Source organism: Meishania litoralis (assembly GCF_042611095.1).
Classification (GTDB): Bacteria; Bacteroidota; Bacteroidia; order Flavobacteriales; family Flavobacteriaceae; genus Meishania; species Meishania litoralis.
Map to the genome: position 1 here is coordinate 75,454 of NZ_JBHFPV010000001.1, position 21,892 is coordinate 97,345.

At 42.7% G+C, this 21,892-nt stretch carries 18 protein-coding genes; 11 read left to right on the top strand and 7 right to left on the bottom strand.

Features of this window, described 5'->3' with window-relative positions:
• The first annotated feature begins 211 nt into the window (after positions 1–211).
• The 5 genes from secA to ACEZ3G_RS00400 all read left to right on the top strand — a co-directional run bounded on the left by secA (position 212) and on the right by ACEZ3G_RS00400 (position 10,649).
• Positions 212–3,574 (top strand): preprotein translocase subunit SecA, encoded by a 3,363-nt coding sequence (gene secA / locus ACEZ3G_RS00380; RefSeq protein WP_432423496.1) that lies wholly within the window; start codon positions 212–214, stop codon positions 3,572–3,574.
• A 101-nt stretch (positions 3,575–3,675) separates the two neighbouring features.
• Positions 3,676–5,070, top strand: coding sequence for a Gfo/Idh/MocA family oxidoreductase (locus ACEZ3G_RS00385; RefSeq protein ID WP_432423497.1), 1,395 nt, complete (start codon positions 3,676–3,678; stop codon positions 5,068–5,070).
• A gap of 107 nt (positions 5,071–5,177) precedes the next feature.
• Positions 5,178–6,392, top strand: coding sequence for a sensor histidine kinase (locus ACEZ3G_RS00390; RefSeq protein WP_432423498.1), 1,215 nt, complete (start codon positions 5,178–5,180; stop codon positions 6,390–6,392).
• A 113-nt stretch (positions 6,393–6,505) separates the two neighbouring features.
• Positions 6,506–9,025 (top strand): M14 family metallopeptidase, encoded by a 2,520-nt coding sequence (locus ACEZ3G_RS00395; RefSeq protein WP_432423499.1) that lies wholly within the window; start codon positions 6,506–6,508, stop codon positions 9,023–9,025.
• Between the two features lie 31 nt (positions 9,026–9,056).
• Positions 9,057–10,649, top strand: coding sequence for an amidohydrolase family protein (locus ACEZ3G_RS00400; protein WP_432423500.1), 1,593 nt, complete (start codon positions 9,057–9,059; stop codon positions 10,647–10,649).
• Between the two features lie 82 nt (positions 10,650–10,731).
• On the opposite strand, the gene ACEZ3G_RS00405 is transcribed toward ACEZ3G_RS00400, so the two are convergent.
• Together ACEZ3G_RS00405 and ACEZ3G_RS00410 are read right to left on the bottom strand one after the other, a co-directional pair.
• On the bottom strand, positions 10,732–10,854 hold the full coding sequence (locus tag ACEZ3G_RS00405) for a hypothetical protein (protein ID WP_432423501.1): 123 nt from the start codon (positions 10,852–10,854) through the stop codon (positions 10,732–10,734).
• Positions 10,855–10,911: 57 nt separating this feature from the next.
• The gene (locus ACEZ3G_RS00410; RefSeq protein WP_432423502.1) at positions 10,912–11,169 is read right to left on the bottom strand and encodes a hypothetical protein; all 258 of its coding nucleotides are present in this window, start codon (positions 11,167–11,169) and stop codon (positions 10,912–10,914) included.
• A 251-nt stretch (positions 11,170–11,420) separates the two neighbouring features.
• Between ACEZ3G_RS00410 and ACEZ3G_RS00415 the strand changes: the two genes are divergently transcribed.
• Positions 11,421–11,855, top strand: a complete 435-nt coding sequence (locus ACEZ3G_RS00415) for a DinB family protein (RefSeq protein WP_432423503.1) — start codon at positions 11,421–11,423, stop codon at positions 11,853–11,855.
• Positions 11,856–11,977: 122 nt separating this feature from the next.
• Here the strand turns inward: ACEZ3G_RS00415 and ACEZ3G_RS00420 are convergent, their stop codons facing one another.
• Positions 11,978–12,217, bottom strand: coding sequence for a hypothetical protein (locus tag ACEZ3G_RS00420; RefSeq protein WP_432423504.1), 240 nt, complete (start codon positions 12,215–12,217; stop codon positions 11,978–11,980).
• Between the two features lie 354 nt (positions 12,218–12,571).
• Here ACEZ3G_RS00420 and ACEZ3G_RS00425 point away from each other — a divergent pair, with 354 nt between their 5' ends.
• A complete protein-coding gene (locus ACEZ3G_RS00425) occupies positions 12,572–12,988 on the top strand; it encodes a VOC family protein (RefSeq protein ID WP_432423505.1) in 417 nt (138 codons plus the stop codon).
• 105 nt (positions 12,989–13,093) lie between these two features.
• Here the strand turns inward: ACEZ3G_RS00425 and ACEZ3G_RS00430 are convergent, their stop codons facing one another.
• A complete protein-coding gene (locus ACEZ3G_RS00430; protein ID WP_432423506.1) occupies positions 13,094–13,333 on the bottom strand; it encodes a hypothetical protein in 240 nt (79 codons plus the stop codon).
• Positions 13,334–13,593: 260 nt separating this feature from the next.
• Between ACEZ3G_RS00430 and ACEZ3G_RS00435 the strand changes: the two genes are divergently transcribed.
• Positions 13,594–13,779 (top strand): hypothetical protein, encoded by a 186-nt coding sequence (locus ACEZ3G_RS00435; RefSeq protein ID WP_432423507.1) that lies wholly within the window; start codon positions 13,594–13,596, stop codon positions 13,777–13,779.
• A gap of 53 nt (positions 13,780–13,832) precedes the next feature.
• Here the strand turns inward: ACEZ3G_RS00435 and ACEZ3G_RS00440 are convergent, their stop codons facing one another.
• On the bottom strand, positions 13,833–16,388 hold the full coding sequence (locus ACEZ3G_RS00440; RefSeq protein ID WP_432423508.1) for an ABC transporter permease: 2,556 nt from the start codon (positions 16,386–16,388) through the stop codon (positions 13,833–13,835).
• Positions 16,385–17,074, bottom strand: coding sequence for an ABC transporter ATP-binding protein (locus tag ACEZ3G_RS00445; RefSeq protein WP_432423509.1), 690 nt, complete (start codon positions 17,072–17,074; stop codon positions 16,385–16,387). The genes ACEZ3G_RS00440 and ACEZ3G_RS00445 overlap by 4 nt, the downstream gene beginning before the upstream one ends.
• Before the next feature lie 71 nt (positions 17,075–17,145).
• On the opposite strand from ACEZ3G_RS00445, the gene ACEZ3G_RS00450 reads away from it, so the two are divergent.
• Positions 17,146–17,847, top strand: coding sequence for an arylesterase (locus ACEZ3G_RS00450; RefSeq protein WP_432423510.1), 702 nt, complete (start codon positions 17,146–17,148; stop codon positions 17,845–17,847).
• Here ACEZ3G_RS00450 and ACEZ3G_RS00455 read toward each other — a convergent pair whose 3' ends face one another.
• Positions 17,848–18,099, bottom strand: a complete 252-nt coding sequence (locus tag ACEZ3G_RS00455) for a hypothetical protein (RefSeq protein WP_432423511.1) — start codon at positions 18,097–18,099, stop codon at positions 17,848–17,850.
• Between the two features lie 314 nt (positions 18,100–18,413).
• On the opposite strand from ACEZ3G_RS00455, the gene msrA reads away from it, so the two are divergent.
• Together msrA and ACEZ3G_RS00465 are read left to right on the top strand one after the other, a co-directional pair.
• Positions 18,414–19,097 carry a peptide-methionine (S)-S-oxide reductase MsrA gene (gene msrA, locus ACEZ3G_RS00460; RefSeq protein WP_432423512.1) on the top strand — a complete coding sequence of 228 codons (684 nt, stop codon included), beginning with the start codon at positions 18,414–18,416 and terminating at the stop codon, positions 19,095–19,097.
• A 104-nt stretch (positions 19,098–19,201) separates the two neighbouring features.
• Complete coding sequence (locus ACEZ3G_RS00465) at positions 19,202–21,748, top strand: TonB-dependent receptor (protein ID WP_432423513.1); 2,547 nt, start codon at positions 19,202–19,204, stop codon at positions 21,746–21,748.
• Positions 21,749–21,892 lie beyond the last annotated feature (144 nt).

Here is a 21,892-nt window from a genome sequence, read left to right on the forward strand (position 1 = left end):
AAAAGTCTCTTCTGAGGCTTTTTTTTATGTAATTTTGGCAGTGCTTCGACGGCGTTTGGCCTATCGGCTTGGTGCCTGTCATGAAATTGAAAACTGGAACAGCTTTTGCTGACCAATTACCCAAATGGGTGAAAATCCCATAAAAACAATTCATTTTGAAACGATTCCTAGACTTTCATTGGTACGTTTTCCCAATTAACAATAGCATATTATGAGTTTTATAAATTCGGTACTAAAGGCATTTGTCGGTGATAAATCCAAAAAAGACGTAAAAGAACTTCAGCCTTTGGTCAACCAGATAAAGTCGTTCGAAACGACTTTGGAAAATTTGACCCACGACGAACTGAGGGCCAGAACGAAAACCTTCAAAGCAAAAATCGAAGAAAATTGTAAAGCGGTAAATGACCAAATGGCCGAACTTCTCGAACAGGTCAAAACGTCTACAGATATTGATAAGAACGAAGAACTCTACAATGAAGTAGATAAGTTAAAAGAAGAGGCCTATAAAATATCGGAAGACACTTTGAACGAAATATTGCCCGAGGCATTTGCGGTGGTCAAAGAGACCGCCAAGCGGTTCAAGAACAATGAAACACTTACTGTGATCGCATCCGAATATGATCGTCTGCTCTCTGGTAGTAAGGATTATGTAACCTTGGATGGAGATAATGCGATATGGAAAAATTCTTGGGACGCCGCCGGAAAAGAAGTCACTTGGGATATGGTACACTACGATGTACAATTAATAGGGGGTATCTGTTTGCACCAGGGCAAGATTGCCGAAATGCAGACCGGTGAAGGAAAAACATTGGTGGCAACGCTACCGTTATACCTGAATGCCCTTTCGGGCAACGGGGCACACTTGGTCACCGTGAACGATTATTTGGCAAAAAGGGATAGTGCCTGGATGGCACCTATTTTTCAGTTCCATGGGCTTTCGGTAGACTGTATCGATCACCATAGACCAAATTCGGAAGGCCGACGTGCCGCCTATAACGCCGATATCACTTATGGAACCAATAACGAATTCGGTTTTGATTATTTGAGGGACAATATGGCCCATACGCCAAAAGATCTGGTGCAACGCCCACATCATTATGCGATTGTCGATGAGGTAGATTCCGTTTTGGTAGATGACGCCCGTACCCCCCTGATCATCTCTGGTCCTGTGCCCGAAGGCGATCGTCACGAGTTCAACGAGTTGAAACCTAAGATTTCAGATATCGTAAACAAACAGCGCCAACATCTTACCGGCGTACTCGCCGAGGCAAAAAAATTGATTGCCGAAGGCGATACCAAAGAAGGCGGATTTTTGTTGTTAAGGGTTCACAGAGGACTTCCGAAGAACAAAGCTTTGATCAAATTCTTGAGCGAAGAAGGCGTCAAGCAATTGCTACAGAAGACCGAGAACTTCTATATGCAAGACAATAACCGCGAGATGCCCAAGGTAGATGAAGATCTGTTGTTCGTTATCGATGAAAAGAACAATCAGATAGAACTTACTGACAAAGGAGTCGAGTACATTTCGGGATCTGACAACAAAGATTTCTTTGTAATGCCCGATATTGGCGGCGAAATAGCCAAGATAGAGAATCAAAATCTCGACATTGAAAAAGAGGCCGAACTCAAAGAAGAACTCTTTAAAGACTTTACCGTAAAAAGTGAGCGTATACATACCATGAGCCAGTTGCTCAAGGCCTACACCCTGTTCGAAAAAGACGTGGAATATGTGGTCATTGACAACAAAGTTATGATCGTAGACGAACAAACGGGCCGCATCATGGATGGTCGTCGGTATTCCGATGGGCTCCATCAAGCGATAGAAGCCAAAGAGAATGTAAAGATCGAGGCTTTGACCCAAACTTTTGCAACGGTCACTTTACAGAACTATTTTAGAATGTACCGCAAGCTGGCAGGTATGACAGGTACCGCCATCACCGAAGCAGGTGAATTCTGGGAAATCTATAAGTTGGATGTCATGGAGATTCCAACGAACAGGCCCATTGCACGCGATGACAGAAACGACTTGATCTATAAGACAAAGCGTGAAAAATATAATGCCATTATCGACGAGGTGACCAAACTCTCGGAAGCCGGTAGGCCGGTTTTGATAGGTACGACCTCGGTCGAAATTTCAGAGTTGTTGTCACGAATGTTGAATATTCGAAAAGTGCCCCATAATGTACTGAACGCGAAACTGCATAAAAAAGAGGCCGATGTCGTTGCCGAAGCCGGAAAATCTGGAATAGTGACGATTGCCACCAACATGGCGGGGCGCGGTACCGATATCAAATTGAGTGATGAGGTAAAAAAAGCCGGCGGACTTGCAATCGTCGGTACCGAAAGACATGATTCTAGAAGGGTCGATCGCCAGTTAAGAGGTCGTTCGGGCCGTCAGGGAGATCCTGGAAGCTCACAATTTTATGTTTCTTTAGAGGACAACTTGATGCGTCTGTTCGGATCGGACCGCGTTGCTAAAATGATGGATAAAATGGGCTTGGAAGAGGGTGAGGTCATTCAACATTCCATGATGACCAAGTCCATTGAAAGAGCCCAGAAAAAGGTCGAGGAAAACAATTTCGGGGTGCGAAAACGTCTATTGGAATATGATGATGTAATGAACGCACAACGCGAGGTCGTCTATAAAAGAAGGCGACATGCCCTACAGGGAGAGCGTTTGAAAGTCGATATCGCCAATATGGTCTACGATACCTGCGAGGTAATCGCCGACACCAACAAAGCGGCCAATGATTTCAAGAATTTTGAGTTTGAACTGATCAAATACTTCTCGATCACCTCTCCGATTTCGGAAAGCGATTTTACCAAATTAGGAGTCCAGGAAATGGCCAACACCATTTACAAGGCAGCCTATGATTACTATCAAAATAAAATCGAGCGTAATGCACAGACCGCGTTTCCGGTAATCAAAAAAGTATATGAAGACAATGCCAATAAATTTGAACGCATCGTAGTTCCTTTTACAGATGGTATCAAGACCTTGAATGTGGTCACCAATCTAAAGGATGCCTATGAAAGTGACGGTAAGCAATTAGTCACCGATTTTGAAAAGAATATCACGCTGGCCATTATCGACGACGCATGGAAAACCCATTTGCGCAAAATGGACGAGTTGAAACAATCTGTACAATTGGCCGTCCACGAACAAAAAGACCCTTTACTGATCTACAAATTCGAAGCTTTCGAGCTTTTCAAGAGTATGATCGAAAAGGTGAACAAAGAAGTGGTTTCGTTTTTGTTCAAGGGAGAATTACCGACAGGCAATCCCAACGAAATACAAGAGGAAAGGAATGTAAGGAGACCGAAAGAAAATCTTCAGACGACTAAGGAAGAAATTCCGAATAGCGATGAACGTGCCGCACAAAGTAGGGCCATCGGTCAAAATCAGGGAGGAAGACCGGCCGTTACGGAAACCATTGTACGCGAACGGCCCAAAATAGGTCGTAACGAAAAAGTGACGATTAAGAACGTGATGTCGGGCGAGAGTAAAACCGTCAAATATAAACAGGCCGAACCTTTATTGGATAAAGGTGAATGGGTTCTGACCGAAGACTGATCTATCGAATAAAAAGTTTTCAAATGGCGACCAAAAAAGGTCGCCATTTTTTATTCGTTAAAATTCGATATCTTTAAAAACAATCCAATTCCCTTAAAACAATGACCACATCACGACGCAAATTTCTCACCTCAATCAGTATGTTGGCAGCCAGTTCGGCCATGCCTATTCACGCATTTGATTTTGGCAAATCCAAAAAATTAAAGGTAGCCCTCGTCGGTACCGGTATCAGGGGTATCACTTTTTGGGGCAAACGGTTAGTGGATGAGTATTCTGATATTTTGGAATTCGTAGGACTAGCGGATATCAACCCGGGAAGATTGGAACATGGCAAAAAATACATAGGTGCCTCCTGCCCTACCTTTTCAAATTTTGAAGAAATGGTAAAGACGTCAAAACCCGATCTGATCATCGTGACCACAAAAGATTCGACGCATCACGAATTTATAATTAAAGGACTGGAGATGGGCTGTGATGTTTTGACCGAAAAGCCGTTAACTACAGATGAGACCAAGTGTCGGGGTATTTTGGAAGCCGAGAAAAAATCAGGAAAAAACCTTATCGTCGGCTTTAACTATAGGTGGAGTCCATACGCCACAAAAATAAAGGAATTGCTGGCATCAGGTTCGATAGGAGAAATAACCTCTGTTGATTTTCATTGGTATTTGAATACCTACCACGGTGCCTCCTACTTTAGAAGATGGCATGGCCTGGTAGAGAGTGGAGGCTCGCTTTGGGTGCATAAATCGACACATCATTTCGATCTGCTCAATTGGTGGATCGATTCTGAACCGAGCGAGGTATTTGCCTACGGAGACTTGGAATTCTATGGAAAGAACGGGCCCTTCCGAGGTAAGAATTGCAGAGATTGCGAGCACACGGCAAACTGTGATTTTTATTGGGATATAAACAAGGATAAATTTCTAAAAGCCCTGTACGTAGACCACGAAAAACACGACGGATACATTCGTGATAACTGCCTATTTAGGGAAGAAATTGATATTTACGACAAAATGTCGGCCCAAATAAAATATGCCAACAACGTGGTTGTCAACTACTCTTTGACCACCTATTCACCTTTTGAAGGTTGGCGCGTATCCTTTAACGGTACCGAGGGCCGAATAGAAGCTTGGCTCGATATACCCTACAACAAAAATGTGGCGGTCGACCAAGCCGCTATGCACGCTAAGGAAATGGAACAGGCAGAAGACCAAGAATTCCATATCGAGCCTATAATCGTGCATAAATTATGGAAAGATTATTATACTGTCGATGTCAAGACCGAAAAGAGCGGTCACGGCGGTGGAGACGGACGTTTGCAGGACAAGATATTTAGAGACACCCAAAGTGTGGATCCCTATGGTCGAAGCGCAGGTTCTCGAGACGGTGCCATGTCATGCCTTATCGGTATTGCCGCAAGAAACAGTATTGAGTCGGGCAAGGCCATAAAAATTGAATCCTTGACCGACCTAAAGCCAAAAATAAAACGAAGTTGATTCACATCTAGCCCACTATATTAAGTTTGATTTACTTTTGTAATCTGCCAAACATGATTAGTTTTACATAAGTTATTTCAAGAGTAGGTTCAAAGTAAAATAGGGTTATGGAAGGTACAACCATTGATGTGGAACGCCTGCGGGATAAGATCAATCTGGTTCTCCGGGTCAATTATATTGCCGCTTCCCTGGCCATAATATTTTCAGCTGTATGCCTTTTTCTGTTGAAAATAACTGAGATCGTCCCACATACCTTTTTGTTTTTTGGGTTGTTCAACCTACTGAACACACTCCTTTTCAGGTATCACAAAAACCTTACCCTAACTTATAACATTTCATCGATAGCAGCGTTGGTCTCTGCCTTGGTCATCACCCTATATACCGGCGGAATTGCGAGTCCGTTTATATTTACGCTGGCCTTGATCGTGTTTGCGGGCTATGTGACCACCAGACAATACGGCCAAGTTTATCTCAACCTAATTTTGTTCCTGATTATATTGATCTATTCACAAAGTTTGGAGGACTTTAGTTTTACAAGAAATGTCATTCCCGAAGAATCACAGAGTCTATTCAATTTGCTGTCCGTAATGTTCTCAGTATATCTTCTGGGCAATGTCTTCGGCAAGAATTTATTACGCACCCACCATCGCGTATATAAGTCAAAAATGGCCATAGCCCAACAGATAAAAGAGCGCGAGACACTTTTAAAAGAAATTCATCATAGGGTCAAAAACAATCTACAAACCGTTTCAAGTTTGTTGAGCCTACAGTCAAGAAACATCGAGGACCCAAAAATGAAAGAGTTGATCAAAAGCAGCCAAAACCGTGTCATTTCTATGGCCATGGTACACGAAATGCTATATATGCGCGACGACCTTTCAAAAATTGAATATGAATCATATGTTCAAGAGCTCGCAGATTATTTGATCCGATCCCTCAAAGGGACCGAAAACCGCGTGAAATTAAATATTGATATACACGATATCAAACTGGGAATAGATACCGCCATTCCATTGGGCCTGTTGATCAATGAAGCCATAACCAATGCCCTAAAATATGGTATTAAAGGAGATGAAGAAGGTGAAATCAATATCGCATTGAAAAAAGAGGCGGGCAGTGAATATGTACTGAACATTGGGGATAATGGTGTTGGTTTCCCAGAGACCGTAAATCATAAGAACACCAAATCTTTGGGCCTTAAACTCATACACAACCTTGCACGTCAACTAAAGGGTTCGATCAACCGCGACGCTTCAAAAAAAGGCACTTATTATATTGTGAAGTTCAAAGATATAGGCAGTAATTTTCATTCGATAGCCTAAACTTAGACTTCTGATCGCATCGATTATATAAAAAGTTCTCTTGTAGCTATCCACGTGAATGGCTTTCTATTTTTATACCTATATTTAAAACGGTTAATTCAAATATATTATCGATGGTAAAACGATTACTTGTGCTTGTTTTGTTATGCAATACTTCACTTTATGGCCAAGACTATTTCTTAGAAAAATATGAGCCTTATACTAGCAAGATACCTTCGCCCGAGCAATTCTTGGGTTATGGTATCGGGCAACATCATACACGCCATGATTTGATCGTTGCCTATTTGGAAAAGCTGAGCGAAGTTTCCGATAGGGCATCCATACATTATTATGGCAAGACCCACGAAGGACGTAAATTGGTCATTTTGACCATTACTACCCCGGAAAATTTATCGAATCTTGAAAACCTAAAAAAACAACATCTGGCATTTACGGATCCCGAACAAAATGCTTCGAACTACGACAATGTGCCGGTTTTTATCAATTTAGCTTATAATGTTCACGGTAATGAGCCTTCGAGTTCCGAGGCCGCGATGTTGACCGCCTATACCCTTGTCGCTTCCGAGAGTGCCGAAATAGAAAAATATCGAAAGAATGCCGTAATCTTTATAGACCCGACCATCAATCCGGATGGACGTGACCGACATACCCAATGGGCAAATACCTATCAAGGAGCTCCCGAAGTAGCCGACCCTCAAGATGCTGAACATAACGAATATTGGCCAGGAGGGCGCACCAATCACTATTGGTTCGATCTGAACAGGGACTGGTTGCTGGCCGTTAATCCTGAAAGCCGGGGAAAGTTGAACTGGTACCATCAATGGTACCCCAATGTGGTTACCGACTTTCATGAAATGGGAAGTCAAAGCACCTATTTTTTCGAGCCGATGAAAGACAATGGGTCATTAGATCCGATTATGCCCAAGGAAAATTATGAGGACCTGAACACCCTATTCGGAAATTATTTTGCAAAAGCAATGGATAGCATCGGTTCGTTTTATTTCACCAAAGAAGTATTTGATGGCACTTATCCTGGCTATGGCTCTTCCTATCCTGACCTACAGGGTGGCCTGGGGCTCCTTTTTGAACAGGCCAGTTCACGAGGGCATCGCCAAAAAACGGCCTTTGGCGAAATCACCTTTCCTTTTACGATCCGAAACCAGTATACTTCAAGTATTACCACGGTCAGAGCTGCTGTCGAAAACAAAGCGTATATGCGCAAATACCAACAAGATTTCTTCAAAAGCGCGCTGACCAACGCGGCCAAAAGCAAGATCAAGGGCTATACATTTGGTGACGAAAAAGATCAAAACCGCACCAAGGCATTTATAGATAAGTTATTGTTGCATAAAATCGATGTGTATAAATCAGGAAACAAATATGTGGTTCCGACCAAACAGCCACAATATCGAATGGTGCAGACTATGTTCGAAACGTACGGTAAATACCGTGATAGTGTCTATTATGATGCTTCCGCATGGTCGGTGGCCAATTTTTATAATATGAAATACCGACCGGTTACCAGCCTTAATCTTGGCGAGAAGGTTACTGACCTAAAGGGTTTGGTCACCGTTGATCCCGTAAAAAAATCAAACTATGCCTATGTAATCGATTGGCAAGACTACAATGCGCCGGCTGCTTTGAACTACTTGCAATCGCAAGGACTCGTATTATCGAGTTCGGCAAAACCTTTTACCACAATGGTAGGATCTGCGACCAAGACTTTTGGTTATGGCACATTGATGGTCCCGGTGAGCTTACAAAAGAAAAATCCCGATGAAATATTCGAACTGCTCCAAAAAGCCCAACAAGAATATGAAGTACCCATTTTTGCCATCAATACGGGACTTAACCTAAACGGAATCGATTTAGGCAGCGCGTATGTCTCACCCATAAAAAAACCCAAGGCCTTTATGCTGATCGGCAATGGGGTAAGTTCATATGAAGCGGGCGAGGTATGGCATTTGCTCGATACCCGCGTTCGCATGCCCGTTACGAAAATTCCGATGCGCAATTTCAATAGGGCCAATTTTGATAAATACAATGTCTTGGTCATGGTTTCGGGCCGCTATTCACTCAATGAAGGGCAGCAGAAAAAAATCAAGGATTGGGTGAGCAAGGGCAATACACTTGTCACCATAGGATCCGCATCGAAATGGGCCGTTGAAAAGAAATTGGTCAAAGAAAAATTGACCGAAGTCAAAAAAGATTCCACAGAAAAGACAATGCGCAAGCCATATGTCGATGCTCCCGAAAATATTGGTAAAGAAAGCGTGGGTGGTGTAATTCTAAAAGCCGATATAGATATTACGCATCCCCTGGCTTTTGGATATACAGACACCACAATACCTGTTTACAAGAATAATGAAGTTTGGTTGGCGCCAAGCAAGAACGAATATTCTACCGTGGCCAAATACAGTGCCGACCCGCATATCGATGGTTTTATGACCGAAAAGAACAGAGATGAATTCGTAAAGCCTTCCGCATCATTGATAGTTAGTCCGTTGGGAGGTGGCCGTGTGGTGCTTTTTGCCGACAACCCAAATTTCCGAGGTTCATGGTATGGCACCAATCGTTTGTTCTTGAATGCGCTTTTCTTGGGAAACCAAATCCGAATTCCTGAATCAAACTAATCTGATTATTTAAACCTTCACAAATTAACAAATGCAAAAACAAAAGTTCTTAATTGCGATAGCCCTATTCGCTATAGGTGTTTCCCATATTACGGCACAATCCCTCGAGGGAGATGGACCTTTTTCACAACTCATTATCCGTGGGGTAATGTTGATCAACGGTAATGGGGCGCCACCACAAGGTCCCATCGATATTGTCGTCGAAAACAATATCATTAAAAAAATACAAGTGGTCGGATACGATGGTGTACCTATTGACGAATCGAAAAGGCCGAAACTTACTTCGGGAGGCAAAGAATTGGACTGTAGCGGTATGTATCTCATGCCCGGGTTCATTGATATGCACGGCCATATCGGCGGTAAGGCCCAAGGTGCCGAACCCGATTATGTCTTTAAGCTTTGGATGGGACATGGGGTTACCACCGTGCGTGAACCAAGTGGACGCGGGGTAGATTTCACGATGGATCTAAAACGCAAAAGTGCCAAAAATGAAATCGTTGCACCGCGCATCTATGCCTACACCGGTTTCGGGCAAACAAGCAAAAACTTCAATCCGCTGAACGACATACCGATTTCCACGCCCGAACAGGCACGTGAATGGGTACGTGCCAATGCCAAAAAAGGTGCTGATGGCATTAAGTTTTTTGGAGCTGAACCGGAAATCATGGCGGCGGCTTTGGACGAGAATAAAAAACTCGGACTTGGATCCGCCTGCCATCATGCGCAATTGAGTGTGGCGCGTTGGAATGTCTTGCATTCCGCTCGTGCGGGCCTCACCTCCATGGAACACTGGTACGGATTACCCGAGGCGTTGTTCGATGATAGAACCGTCCAGGATTATCCGTTGGACTATAATTACCAAAACGAACAGCATCGTTTCGAAAATGCAGGTAGGCTTTGGGCGCAGGCAGCTAAACCGGGTTCCGAAAAATGGGAAAGCGTAATGACAGAACTTTTGGAACTTGATTTCACGTTAGATCCAACTTTTAATATCTACGAGGCCAGTCGCGATCTACAGCGTGCACGACGGGCCGAATGGCACGAAGAGTATACCTTGCCCTCACTGTGGGAGTTCTATCAACCCAGTAAGATATCGCACGGCAGCTATTGGCACGATTGGGGCACGGAGCAGGAAGTCGCCTGGCGCGAGAATTTTCAATTGTGGATGAAGTTCATCAACGAATATAAAAATCGAGGGGGTCGCGTAACCACAGGCTCCGATTCCGGGTTTATCTTTCAACTCTACGGATTTGCCTATATCCGTGAATTCGAGCTACTGCGTGAGGCAGGTTTCCATCCTTTGGAAATCATTCGGGCCGCCACCCTGAATGGCGCCGAGGCATTAGGGGCCGATGATAAGATCGGAAGTGTTGCCATTGGCAAACTGGCCGATTTTGTCGTGGTCGATGCCAATCCACTGAAAAATCTAAAAGTACTTTACGGAACAGGGGCCGTAAAATTAACGGATGATAACGAAGTCATTCGTGAAGGTGGTGTCAAATACACCATTAAGGATGGTATTGTTTATGACGCCAAGGCATTGCTCAAAGACGTCAAACGCATGGTTGCCGAGGAAAAAGAAAAAACAGGTTTTAAATTACTTCAACCCGGTGTAAAGGAGTAGTAATTCTCAATAGCGGGATGCTATTACAAAAGCCCGTCTTTCGGTATTGCGAAGGCGGGCTTTTATAGGCTTCATGTTCTTCCTATTTTCTAGGTTCATAATTTACCGGAACCTTTATGGGCCTTAATTGACCTTTGGTCTTTGGAAAAATGCCCACATAACTCAAATAAAGGGCAACAGGTAACATAAGTGCGATGATGATCATAACTGTACGGGTTTGTAACGCTCGCTGTTTAACGAGGTAGTTTTAATGTTTCAAGTATTATGCCAATTTGGCTTTGGTATTTTTTGTAGCAAAATCGAGCTCTTTTCTAACCTTAGAGTTTTTACGGCGATATAACCGAGCTACCGAGTTTTCTTTTTGGGCTGCCATTTCTTTTTTAGAAACAATATGATCGTTGCCAGTGACCAGAACAACACCCATTTCAATAGACTGAACTTTATCATGGTTTTCTATGTTTTGGGCCAGAGCGATTGCTCCGAAGATGAGTACAAATACGAGTGTTAAAACAGCCTTCATAAGCTAAGATTGGGTTATACCAAGATAACCCCGAAGCAGGCCCCGGAAGGGTTTCAAATCGCTAAAAACCCTTATTTTTCGGTATCTGTAAAAAGGTCGGATGAAGTGTTATAAAGTGTCGATAAAAATTCAAAGCGGTTAAAACGACTTGCCGAAAAAAAATGTTTTTTATCGATGATTTTCCGCTATCAAAATGAACTTCCGATTTAAAATCTGACCGATCTTTGTTCTGGGAACCCTATATTTGTCTTGTGACCACCGCGCAATTTCAAGAGTTTTCAAAAAGGATCGATCAATTGACCCTTGAGCATAAACCAACGTTCGGAAAGATGAGTACGGGCCAAATGGTTTGCCATTGTACCGACCAATTGCGATTGGCTTTCGGATCTTTACGGCCTGATGAAGATTATATCAGAATTGACCCTAAAAAAGTCAGGGCACTTGCCCTTAGCGGAAAAACGGTACCTACTCCAAAAGGTTTGGACCAAGTGAAAGGTGGGGGCACCAAGCCTACGACCTTGGAAAATGACAAACTACTTTTAAAAGCACATCTGCAAGAGCTGGTTAATTTACCGGAAGATTATGCATTTGCACCACACCCCTATTTTGGGCCATTCGATAAAAAGAGATGGACGAACCTAACCATATACCACCTGAACCATCATCTCGCACAGTTCAATGTATGACCAAAAGGCATTCTTTATATCGGTCTTGAAATAGACCCACTTAGAAATTGCGCCCAAATTTGGGTATCTAACAAAAGTATTATCGGGAAACTAGTATTACAGCGGGTGAATTGATAGGTAGATCATGCCATCTTCGCCCTATCCCTTTTGGTAGTGAAAGACAAGGCCTTCTTAACTTTACTGTTAGACCTTCTGTACAAACGGGCAACTTCGGTGTTTTTTTCGGTCACTGTTTTTTCGACGGTGATTTCGGTTACAATGCTCATTTCGATAGTTTCTACCTTTACTTCTTTGGTAGTGTTCTGAGCTTGGGCGGCCATTCCGACAAAAAGAACAAAAATTAAAGTTGCGATGGTTTTCATGACTTGCGTTTTTATATAATAAAAACGCCGTAGGCCCCATTCTACAGGGTTTGCGTTCGTTCAACGAGACCAAATACTCGTCGATCTGCAAAAGTTCGGATTAAGTGCAAAAAACACTCGACGAACGTCTGAAAGGGGAATTACAACTTACCGAAAAAAGATGCCGTTCGACCGGATTATCCATCGGTTTGCAACAGTCAAAATTGCAGAGTTATGTAATTTATTGGCAACTAAGGACTCAACAATCCGTCGGGCAAACCCCTAATCAAAATTTTATTTACCTTTTGGTCATATCGAAATTGATAAATTGCCCGAACAAGTTTAGAACCAGATAAACCTATAACCGCATTGATAATGTCAGAATTTGAAATAAATGGTCTTGACCATGTCGCTATTCGCGTAAAAAATCTTGAAGCCGCCATTGGATGGTATGAAAACGTTTTGGGATTAAAGGTTTGTAAACTGGCAAAATGGGGAGAATCCCCTATTTTCATGTTGGCCGGAAAAACGGGAGTGGCTCTTTTTTCAGCTGGCCTTAATGATACGGAACTTGACCCTCTATCAAAAAATGTAGGTATTGATCACTATGCATTTAATGTGACCCGAGAAAACTTCATAAAAGCGAAGATGCGATATGATAAGCTGGACATTGACTATGAATTTAAAGACCACTTCTACTTTCATTCGATATATACCAAAGATAGAGATGGGCATACTGTGGAACTGACCACCTTGGTTGTCGATGAAAAGTCATTCTATTTGAGTGAGTAGTTTTACGCTATGCTATGAATTACTTAATACTCGATTAGCTGGTTCATATCTCGAGAATCCACTTTTAAAAATTATCCCAGACACTAAAAGAATAATATGTATTGATCATGCCATCTTCGCCCTATCCCTTTTTGTAGTGAAAGACAAGGCATTCTTAACCTTGCTGTTAGACCTTCTGTACAAACGGGCAACTTCGGTGTTTTTTTCGGTCACTTTTTTCTCGACGGTGATTTCGGTTACAATGCTCATTTCGATAGTTTCTACCTTTACTTCTTTGGTAGTGTTTTGAGCTTGGGCGGCCATTCCGACAAAAAGAACAAAAATTAAAGTTGCGATGGTTTTCATGACTTGCGTTTTTATATAATAAAAACGCCGTAGGCCCCATTCTACAGGGTTTGCGTTCGTTCAACGAGACCAAATACTCGTCGATCTGCAAAAGTTCGGATTAAGTGCAAAAAACACTCGACGAACGCATCCCATACCCAAATCACTTAATCGAGACAAAGTGCATTTCAACCAAGTCCATCTACTTGTATTTACTTTCGTAATCGGATATTCATGAGTATAAAAACATCAATTCAAAGTATTTTTCTATTTTTAGCCCCATGGATTTGAAAAAAATATTCGGTACGGTTTTGACCCTTTTGGGTATCGGCGGACTTATCTATACGGCTATTCTTTTTGCCAACAATTCGGGAACTGTTAAAATGATGATGGTCTATGGTATTCTTGGAGCCATCTTCTTCTTTGCAGGCGTGGGATTGATAAGAAATACAAAAAGCGGAGCGTAGCCTATACCGTCTTTAAATTGCAGAGGTTAGAGTAGGAATGAAGTATGTTCCACTCAAATTCCTTCTTTACGGAGTACCTGCAATGGAGGGCTATTAAGCACGCCCCTACTGTTCATAAGACCGATAACCACGACCAACAGGGCTAACCCTGGCGCGACTACCAAGAAAGGTATCCAAGATGGTGAGAAATCGATGTTGAATACATATGCGGCCAATAATTTGCTTCCAAAAAAAGACAGGAGTACTCCCATACCGCTTCCCAAAATTCCCAAATAAAAATACTCCAGTGCAGTGATATTCAAAATCTGCTTGCCTTTGGCACCTATCGTCCGGAGCAAAACACTTTCCTTTATGCGCTGATATTTGCTGGTTCGCACCGACCCGATAAGCACAATAATTCCCGTCAAAATGCTAAAGAACGCCATGAAGTTGATGACCCACGATATTTTATCCAGAATGTTCTGAATCAGAATCATTAGTTGTCTCAAATCGATGATCGAAACGGTAGGAAATTTTTTTACGAGTTCTCGCTGCAAGCGTGCCGATGACCTTTCATCGGGGGCATTGGTACTCAAAACATGAAACTGTGGGGCGTTTTCAAGAACCCCTTTAGGAAATATTATCGAAAAATTCATTTGCATACGGCCCCAATCAACGGCGCGGGTGTTGGCGACCACGGTTTCCATCAATACGCCTTGAACATTAAAGACCAAGGTGTCGCCTTCCACCACCTTCGCATCTCTGGCGACATTATCGGAAAGCGAAATAGGAATGGCCCCACCTTTTTCAAATTCAGGATTCCATTTTCCCGAAGCAAGACTTTCAGATTCGGCAAGCGAGTCCCTATACGTGGTTCGAAATTCATGGTTCAAGACCCATCTGCTTATCGTTCGGGCCGTATCTTGGCGAATATCGTCTACCGATCGGCCCTTGATACTGTGCATTCGCATAGTAACTATCGGAACGTTATCGATAACCTTCAAATCGTTGTTACGTATACTTTTATCCACACCCGATATTTCATGGGTCTGTACGTCCATTAATATAAGGTTGGGTGTTTTTCCGCTGGTTTCCAATGAAGTCTTGGCCACAAGTATGTTTTTGGTAAAATAAAGGGTGCTGATCAAAAAACTTCCAATACCGATTGCCAAAAGCAATACCAGCGTCTGGTTATTAGGGCGGTAGAGATTCAAAAGACTTTGACGCGCCGTAAAACCCCAAGACGATGGAAAGAACTTTTTAATCGCCCGCATTAACAAGGAGGCAATTCCCGACAAAACACCAAAAACAATGAGTATTCCCAGAACAAAAAACAAAGCGAAACGTATATTGTTCAAAATCCAAAAGGAAAAACCGACCAAGAACAATAATATGGCGGCCATCACCATTATTGCCAATCTCCGTTCCTTTTGCGAAGAGACTTCTTGAATTCGCAACACTTGGAGCGGAGAAACGTACCAGGTACCCAACAAAGGCGACAGGGCGAACAATACTGACATAACAAGGCCCAATAACGGTCCGACGAACAATGGGCGCAAGGCAACGGAAATATCGATCTCCAAGGGCAGAAAATCCTTTAAAAGCATTGGAAAGAACTGTTGGAACATTAAACCGATTATGGTTCCGATAAGGCCTCCTAGCAATCCCATCCCTGCGATCTGTATCAGGTAAATCAAAAAGGATTGTTTTCGTGTTGCTCCCAAACATTTCAAAACGGCCACCGATACCAACTTTTCCTTGATATAAATATGTACCGAGCTGGCTATGCCCACGCAGCCCAATAAAAGGGCGATAAAGGCCACTAGGTTCAGAAAGCGGCCAAAATTGTCGTACCGGCGGCCCAATTGGCGTCCTGTTGACTCATGGGTGTCAAGATCGGCGTGTTCGGCATCAAGTATAGGATCCAATTTTTTGGCCATTTCTCTATAGTCCGGCTCGGGATCTGCCACAAAATAACTTTTATACTCCACGCGGCTACCTATCTGAATCAATCCGGTCTTATCGATTTTGCGATAGGGAATATATACCGGAGGAGCCACGGAGGTAGATACACCCGTGCTACCGGGGCCGGAAGTTATCGAACCCGATATCGGCATGGTGACCAGACCTACCCGAATAGAATCACCTACCTTCAAGTCGAATTGCAGCATTAAGGTGGCGTCGACCAACGCGCCTCCCCTGTTTTGATATTCAATGGCGGCCGAAGGTGGTTTCGTCTCCAAACTTCCATAAAATGGATACCCGCCTTGAATGCCCCGTACAAAGGCCAATTTGGTGCCGCCATTTTTTGGAAACGTGACCATGGACGGAAAATTGATCTCGGTCGCATTGGCACCACCCAAAGAATCGATGATGTCCTGAACTTTTGGCGTATGGGGCTGTCGACCGACTATCAAAAAATCGGAACCCATCAAGGATTTTGACTGCTTTGTAAAATTTTCCTTTAAATTATCACCAAAAGATTGAATAGCCACCAGGGCTGCGACTCCCAAAATAATGGAGGCCATAAACAACAAAAGACGTTTGGCACTGGCCCGACCATCGCGCCATGCCATTTTCAGGAGCCAAGAAAAACCAGCTTCTCCATATTTTAACTGGCGGTCGCTCATATTTGAACGGCGTTATTGTTGGAAACCAGTTTTCCGCCCTTAAGCCTGATAATATGTTCGGTACGCTTGGCCAATTCAAGATCGTGCGTAACGATGATCAGCGTCGTACCCGCGCCATGGTTAAGGTCGAACAACAATTGTATGACTTTTTCTCCAGTTTCCTCGTCAAGGTTTCCGGTGGGCTCATCGGCAAAAAGTATGGACGGTTTGTTTGAAAAAGCACGGGCCAAGGCGACCCTTTGTTGCTCGCCTCCCGAAAGCTGCGATGGATAATGGTGCATGCGATCTTGCAGACCTACTTTTTCAAGCAACTCTACACCCGTCTTGCCTGCATTTTTTACCCCTTGTAGTTCAAGGGGTACGATAACATTTTCCAATGCCGTTAAAGTGGGAAGCAATTGAAAATTCTGAAAAATAAATCCAACCTCCCTATTGCGCAAAAGTGCACGTTCATCCTCATTAAGATCATTGAGCTTGGTCCCGCAAAGCGCTACCGTACCGGTATCGGGCCGGTCAAGGCCGGCACATAGCCCCAATAATGTTGTTTTGCCACTGCCCGACGGCCCAACAATTGCAAATGTTGCACCCGTCTCGACACTGAACGATATATCATCGAGTACTGTCAAGTTTTTAGAACCGCTCGTGTAGGTTTTCCCAAGATTGTCAACGTTTAATATCTTTGTCATAAAATCGATTTCGTCATTTTGCGCAAAGACCGAAAAATAAGCATTTGATTTCGATTTCTTAATCCACAGGTATGCAGATCTTCTTAAAGTTTCGTTATTTTTTGGTGATTATGGCCCTTGTCTCCTGCAAGGAAAACCAAAAAAAAGAACCAAAAAATGTTCCGGGGTCGACTACTGAAAAGGTTTTGGAACCTCAAACCGAGACTGAAACCAAAACCATTCTTTTTTTCGGGAACAGCCTCACCGCAGGATATGGACTAAGTACCGAAGAAGCTTTTCCGGCACTGGTTCAATTGCGTTTGGATTCTCTTGGACTTGACTATACCGCTATCAATTCGGGACTCAGCGGTGAAACGACCTCGGGAGGATTAAATCGACTGGACTGGGTATTGAACCAAAAGGTAGCTATTTTCATATTGGAACTGGGCGCGAACGATGGTCTGAGGGGTATTCCGCTTGACGAGACCAGACAAAATCTGCAATCCATAATAGATTTGGTACAAGCAAAAAATAGCGATACCGAAATAATTTTGGCGGGCATGCAGATTCCGCCCAATATGGGCCAAGATTATACTACTGAGTTCAGAAAAATCTACCCTGATCTGGCCGAAAAGAACGGGTTGAGGCTCATCCCGTTTATATTGGACGGTGTTGCCGGTATTCCCGAGTTGAATTTACCTGACGGAATACATCCGACCGCTGAAGGTCATAAAATAGTTCGTGATAATGTCTGGGAGGTTCTAAAGGAAGTACTTGGTCTAACTGAAAGTTGATCAAGCCATTTTTACCTTGTTTTTTCTACCATGAAAGAACAAGTGCTTCTTGACGACCGAAAGCCTTCTTCTGTAAATCAAGGAAAGTTCTTGTTTTGATTCTGCATTATCGAACAAAGTAATGTCGGCCTTAAAATTACTTTTCGAAAACGGAGCGGTCTCGACGATTTTCACCTTGTCAAGGGGAAAATTTTGTGCGCGGCCAAGAATTCCAAAAAATAATACTATAAACAAAAGTATAATACTCCGCATGGTTCGAGGGGTTTGGTCTCGTTATAACCCTTCAACCGTTGTTTTGACGTGTTTCAATTCGGTAAAGTGCTTGGTTTTGACGATAAAAAGAATAAAAATCGGTGAATGGCCAAATTTTGTAGTCCTACAAAAAGACTTGTAAGAACCTATAATCGAAAAAATCATACATTTAATCGATGTATTCGGCAATAAAAGGAAGGTTAATCGAATCGATCGATTTAATTGCTTCAAATAACGCGACTAATTCTTAATGATTCCCGTAAGTATTTGTAAATTTTAGCTACTAATCGGCATTGAAAAACAAAATAATCAAAATGAAGCTATTTAAAGTTACGATTCTAGTTTTGGCCACAATGGTTTCGAGTAGTTGCCAATCAAAAGTCAGGGAGCACAAGCAGGTTGAAACTTCGGAACATATTGAAGAAAGCGTTATTCCAGTTTCCCAGGATTTAAAAAATTACGAAACCGCATATTTTGCAAGCGGCTGTTTTTGGTGCGTCGAGGCCATTTTCGAAAGTGTAAGGGGTGTCAAGGAAGTGATTTCGGGATATTCTGGTGGAAGCGAGAAAAACCCGACCTATGAGCAAGTCGGGCGCGGACTCACAACCCATGCTGAAGCCGTAGAGGTCTATTACGACCCCAAGGAAATTTCGTTTACCGAACTGGTCCAAGTATTTTTCGGGTCGCACGATCCTACCAGTTTTAATAGGCAAGGTCCTGATAGGGGGCCACAATACCGATCTATCGCATTTTATAAAAACGAAGATGAAAAGAAGATTATCGAAGACTATATGAAAGCCTTACGTGAGCAAAAAATCTACGACGCCCCTATTGTTACCGAAGTGACAAAATTCGTCAAGTTCTATGACGCCGAAGATTATCATCAAGATTATGAACGAAAACACCCGAACAATTCATATATCAGAAATGTTTCGATACCGCGGTTGAACCGGTTCAAGAAAAATTTTCCCGGATTTCTGAAAGAAGAAGCTCATTGAGTTCTTGACATATTATTCGCGAAGAACGTGAGCGCACATTGCGATGGCTTATTGAAGTCTTTATTTTCGTATCTTTAGGAATCATTCCTTGAAAGTACTTGAAAATGAAAACTTTATACAAATTCGTAGGTATTGCAATAGTATGTCTTTTCGCCTTACAAGCCTTTAAAAGAATACCGCAAGAAAACATCCTGCTACAGAACATTATAAGCAAGCTCTTGATCTATAATACAAATGAAGGGCCGGAGAAAACCTACCTACACACCGACAAGGACTTTTACACCAACGGCGAGACCATTTGGTTCAAGACCTATTTGGTCGATGGCATAACCCACACCAAGAGTGATAAAAGCAAAGTCATCTATGTTGAACTGGTCAACCCTCAAGATAGTATTATTGCAAAACGCAAGCTCTATGTGAATACCCTTGGGGCCTCTGGCGATATTGAGCTGGATAACGACATACCGCAGGGCAACTACTATCTACGTGCGTACACCAAATATATGTTGAACGAAAACGAGCCGGTTATCTTTCAAAAGAAGATTCCAATCGTTGTCCAACGAATTCGAACCAATGTGGTTTTGGATGGTCTTACCGGAACCAATTTAAAAAATAACACGGTGCAAGACGCTCATTTATCAAAATCTTTCGGAAAACCTCATGTTAGATTCTTTCCTGAAGGAGGCCAATTGGTCGAGGGAATCAATACGATACTTGGTATCGAGGTATCCGATACCAAAGGTAATGGCATTGCACTAAAGGGATACATTGAGGATGGTAAAGGCAATAAGGTCAAACCTTTCGAAAGCCAAGAATTTGGTCTCGGAAAGGTCAATTTTAGACCTGAACCTAACACCGATTATTATGCAAGTGTAGTACTAAATGGTGTTGAAGAAAAATTTCCTTTACCAAGAGCCGAAGACATTGGCTATGGCCTTAGCATTAAAAATCGTGGCGATCACTTACTATTGCAGGTCAGCAGTAATACTGAAGAAGGGGTTGCCGGCACTCTGCTCATTGGGCATTTACGGGGCAAACTTATTTTTAATCGCGTAGGCAAAACTGCCGACAAGCAATCCTATGGGGTGAAACTTTTCAATAAGGAACTTTTGGACGGAGTCGCCCAATTTACCCTTTTTGGCCCTAATGGCGAGCCTGTTTGTGAACGTCTGACCTTTGTAGACAATCCATATAACGACGTGAAGCTTTCCTTATCTACAAATGACAATATTTATGGGGCTCGTGAAAAGGTCGATTTGAATATGTTGCTGACCAATTCCAACGGTGTTCCTTTGTCCGGTGAACTTTCCTTAGGCGTAGTGACCAAGAACAGCCAGTTAAACAGTCTAACCTACAATGATGATATCAGAAGTTGGCTGTTACTGGACTCTGATCTCGGAGGTTCGATTCCGGATCCTGATTTTTTCTTTGCCGACAATTCGGAGAAAAGAAAGTACTTATTAGATGCCTTAATGCTCACTCACGGATGGCGACGCTTCGTGTGGGTCGATATGCTCGATAAAAAAACAAATAAAGTATTGGAATACCGACCAGAGAAAGGAATCATGATTTCTGGAAAGACCACCAAATTCAACGAGGAATTCGTTCCGAAGAAAGCCATGGCTTCCATGACACTATTTGGCAAAGGTCTTGTACACGATGAACAGCAGACCAACGACGAGGGCATGTTTAGTTTCGGACCATATATTTTTGCGGATAGCATTTCCGGTATCGTTCAAGCCTTTGATTCGTTGGCAAAAAGAAAGTTTAAACAAAAGCATTATTCCATTTTTTTAGATTCCCCATGGCCCAAAGTCAATGTGAAAAACAATAAGCAAGAAAAACTCGATCGGAGAACCTTGATTTACAATACCGAGTATCTAAAAGAATCGTACCAAAAAAAAGTTGCTGATTTCAAATATGACCCCAGGGTTACTCATCTCAATGAAGTAGTTGTTACAGACAAGAAAAAAACAAGAAGGGCGATTATCAACGAAATTTACGATGCCGAGCAAACTTCCGGTCTTTTTTCTAGACGAGTGTATAGAGATTCCATTCCTGGCAGTGGAGTTCTCAGCGCTATGGACTTATTGGCTAGAATGCCAGGAGTTTGGATAACTGGCACCTTTCCGGATCAAAGAGTGATTCTTCCTGGCGGACCTAAATCTCTAAATGCGGGATCAAACCCATTGGTTCTTATTGATGGTATGCAAACCGATATTAGCCTTCTAAAAACACTTCGAGCTCCTGAAATCAGTTTTATAGATGTTGTTTGGGGATCTGATACTGCCCTTTGGGGTTCTAGAGGGGCTGGAGGTGTTATCGCAATATATACCGAAAGAGGTTATAGTTTCGACAAAGAAGATGTCGCGGTACCGGGTATTGTTAATTTCGAGATACCCGGGTTCTACAAGGTTCGCGAATTCTATACGCCAAATTATGCCGAGCACAAACCAGAATACGAAAAACCCGACTATCGCACTACCCTCTTTTGGCAACCCAACTTGAAAATCGATAAAGATGGTAAGACTTCCATCGATTTCTATACCGGCGACAGTCCCGGGAGTTACCTAGTAAAGGTCGAAGGCATGACCGATGATGGGCGACCCGTAAGTGGTCTTCACTCTATTGAGATACATGAACCAAACTAATACTGGACGTAAGCGATATATCACAAAGCGACCTAAAACAGGTCGCTTTTTATTTGTAGCTTTAGGGGGTATTTTTACATAATTCGTAACTTCTTTGGTTTTTATAGTGGATTTAGGTATTCGACTCCTTTATATTTAGCCAAC

Coding starts and splice junctions, on each gene's coding strand:
- secA (WP_432423496.1), top strand. CDS start 212: ATGAGTTTTATAAATTCGGTACTAAAGGCATTTGTCGGTGATAAATCC.
- ACEZ3G_RS00385 (WP_432423497.1), top strand. CDS start 3,676: ATGACCACATCACGACGCAAATTTCTCACCTCAATCAGTATGTTGGCA.
- ACEZ3G_RS00390 (WP_432423498.1), top strand. CDS start 5,178: ATGGAAGGTACAACCATTGATGTGGAACGCCTGCGGGATAAGATCAAT.
- ACEZ3G_RS00395 (WP_432423499.1), top strand. CDS start 6,506: ATGGTAAAACGATTACTTGTGCTTGTTTTGTTATGCAATACTTCACTT.
- ACEZ3G_RS00400 (WP_432423500.1), top strand. CDS start 9,057: ATGCAAAAACAAAAGTTCTTAATTGCGATAGCCCTATTCGCTATAGGT.
- ACEZ3G_RS00405 (WP_432423501.1), bottom strand. CDS start 10,854: ATGATCATCATCGCACTTATGTTACCTGTTGCCCTTTATTTGAGTTAT.
- ACEZ3G_RS00410 (WP_432423502.1), bottom strand. CDS start 11,169: ATGAAGGCTGTTTTAACACTCGTATTTGTACTCATCTTCGGAGCAATC.
- ACEZ3G_RS00420 (WP_432423504.1), bottom strand. CDS start 12,217: ATGAAAACCATCGCAACTTTAATTTTTGTTCTTTTTGTCGGAATGGCC.
- ACEZ3G_RS00425 (WP_432423505.1), top strand. CDS start 12,572: ATGTCAGAATTTGAAATAAATGGTCTTGACCATGTCGCTATTCGCGTA.
- ACEZ3G_RS00430 (WP_432423506.1), bottom strand. CDS start 13,333: ATGAAAACCATCGCAACTTTAATTTTTGTTCTTTTTGTCGGAATGGCC.
- ACEZ3G_RS00435 (WP_432423507.1), top strand. CDS start 13,594: ATGGATTTGAAAAAAATATTCGGTACGGTTTTGACCCTTTTGGGTATC.
- ACEZ3G_RS00440 (WP_432423508.1), bottom strand. CDS start 16,388: ATGAGCGACCGCCAGTTAAAATATGGAGAAGCTGGTTTTTCTTGGCTC.
- ACEZ3G_RS00445 (WP_432423509.1), bottom strand. CDS start 17,074: ATGACAAAGATATTAAACGTTGACAATCTTGGGAAAACCTACACGAGC.
- ACEZ3G_RS00450 (WP_432423510.1), top strand. CDS start 17,146: ATGCAGATCTTCTTAAAGTTTCGTTATTTTTTGGTGATTATGGCCCTT.
- ACEZ3G_RS00455 (WP_432423511.1), bottom strand. CDS start 18,099: ATGCGGAGTATTATACTTTTGTTTATAGTATTATTTTTTGGAATTCTT.
- msrA (WP_432423512.1), top strand. CDS start 18,414: ATGAAGCTATTTAAAGTTACGATTCTAGTTTTGGCCACAATGGTTTCG.
- ACEZ3G_RS00465 (WP_432423513.1), top strand. CDS start 19,202: ATGAAAACTTTATACAAATTCGTAGGTATTGCAATAGTATGTCTTTTC.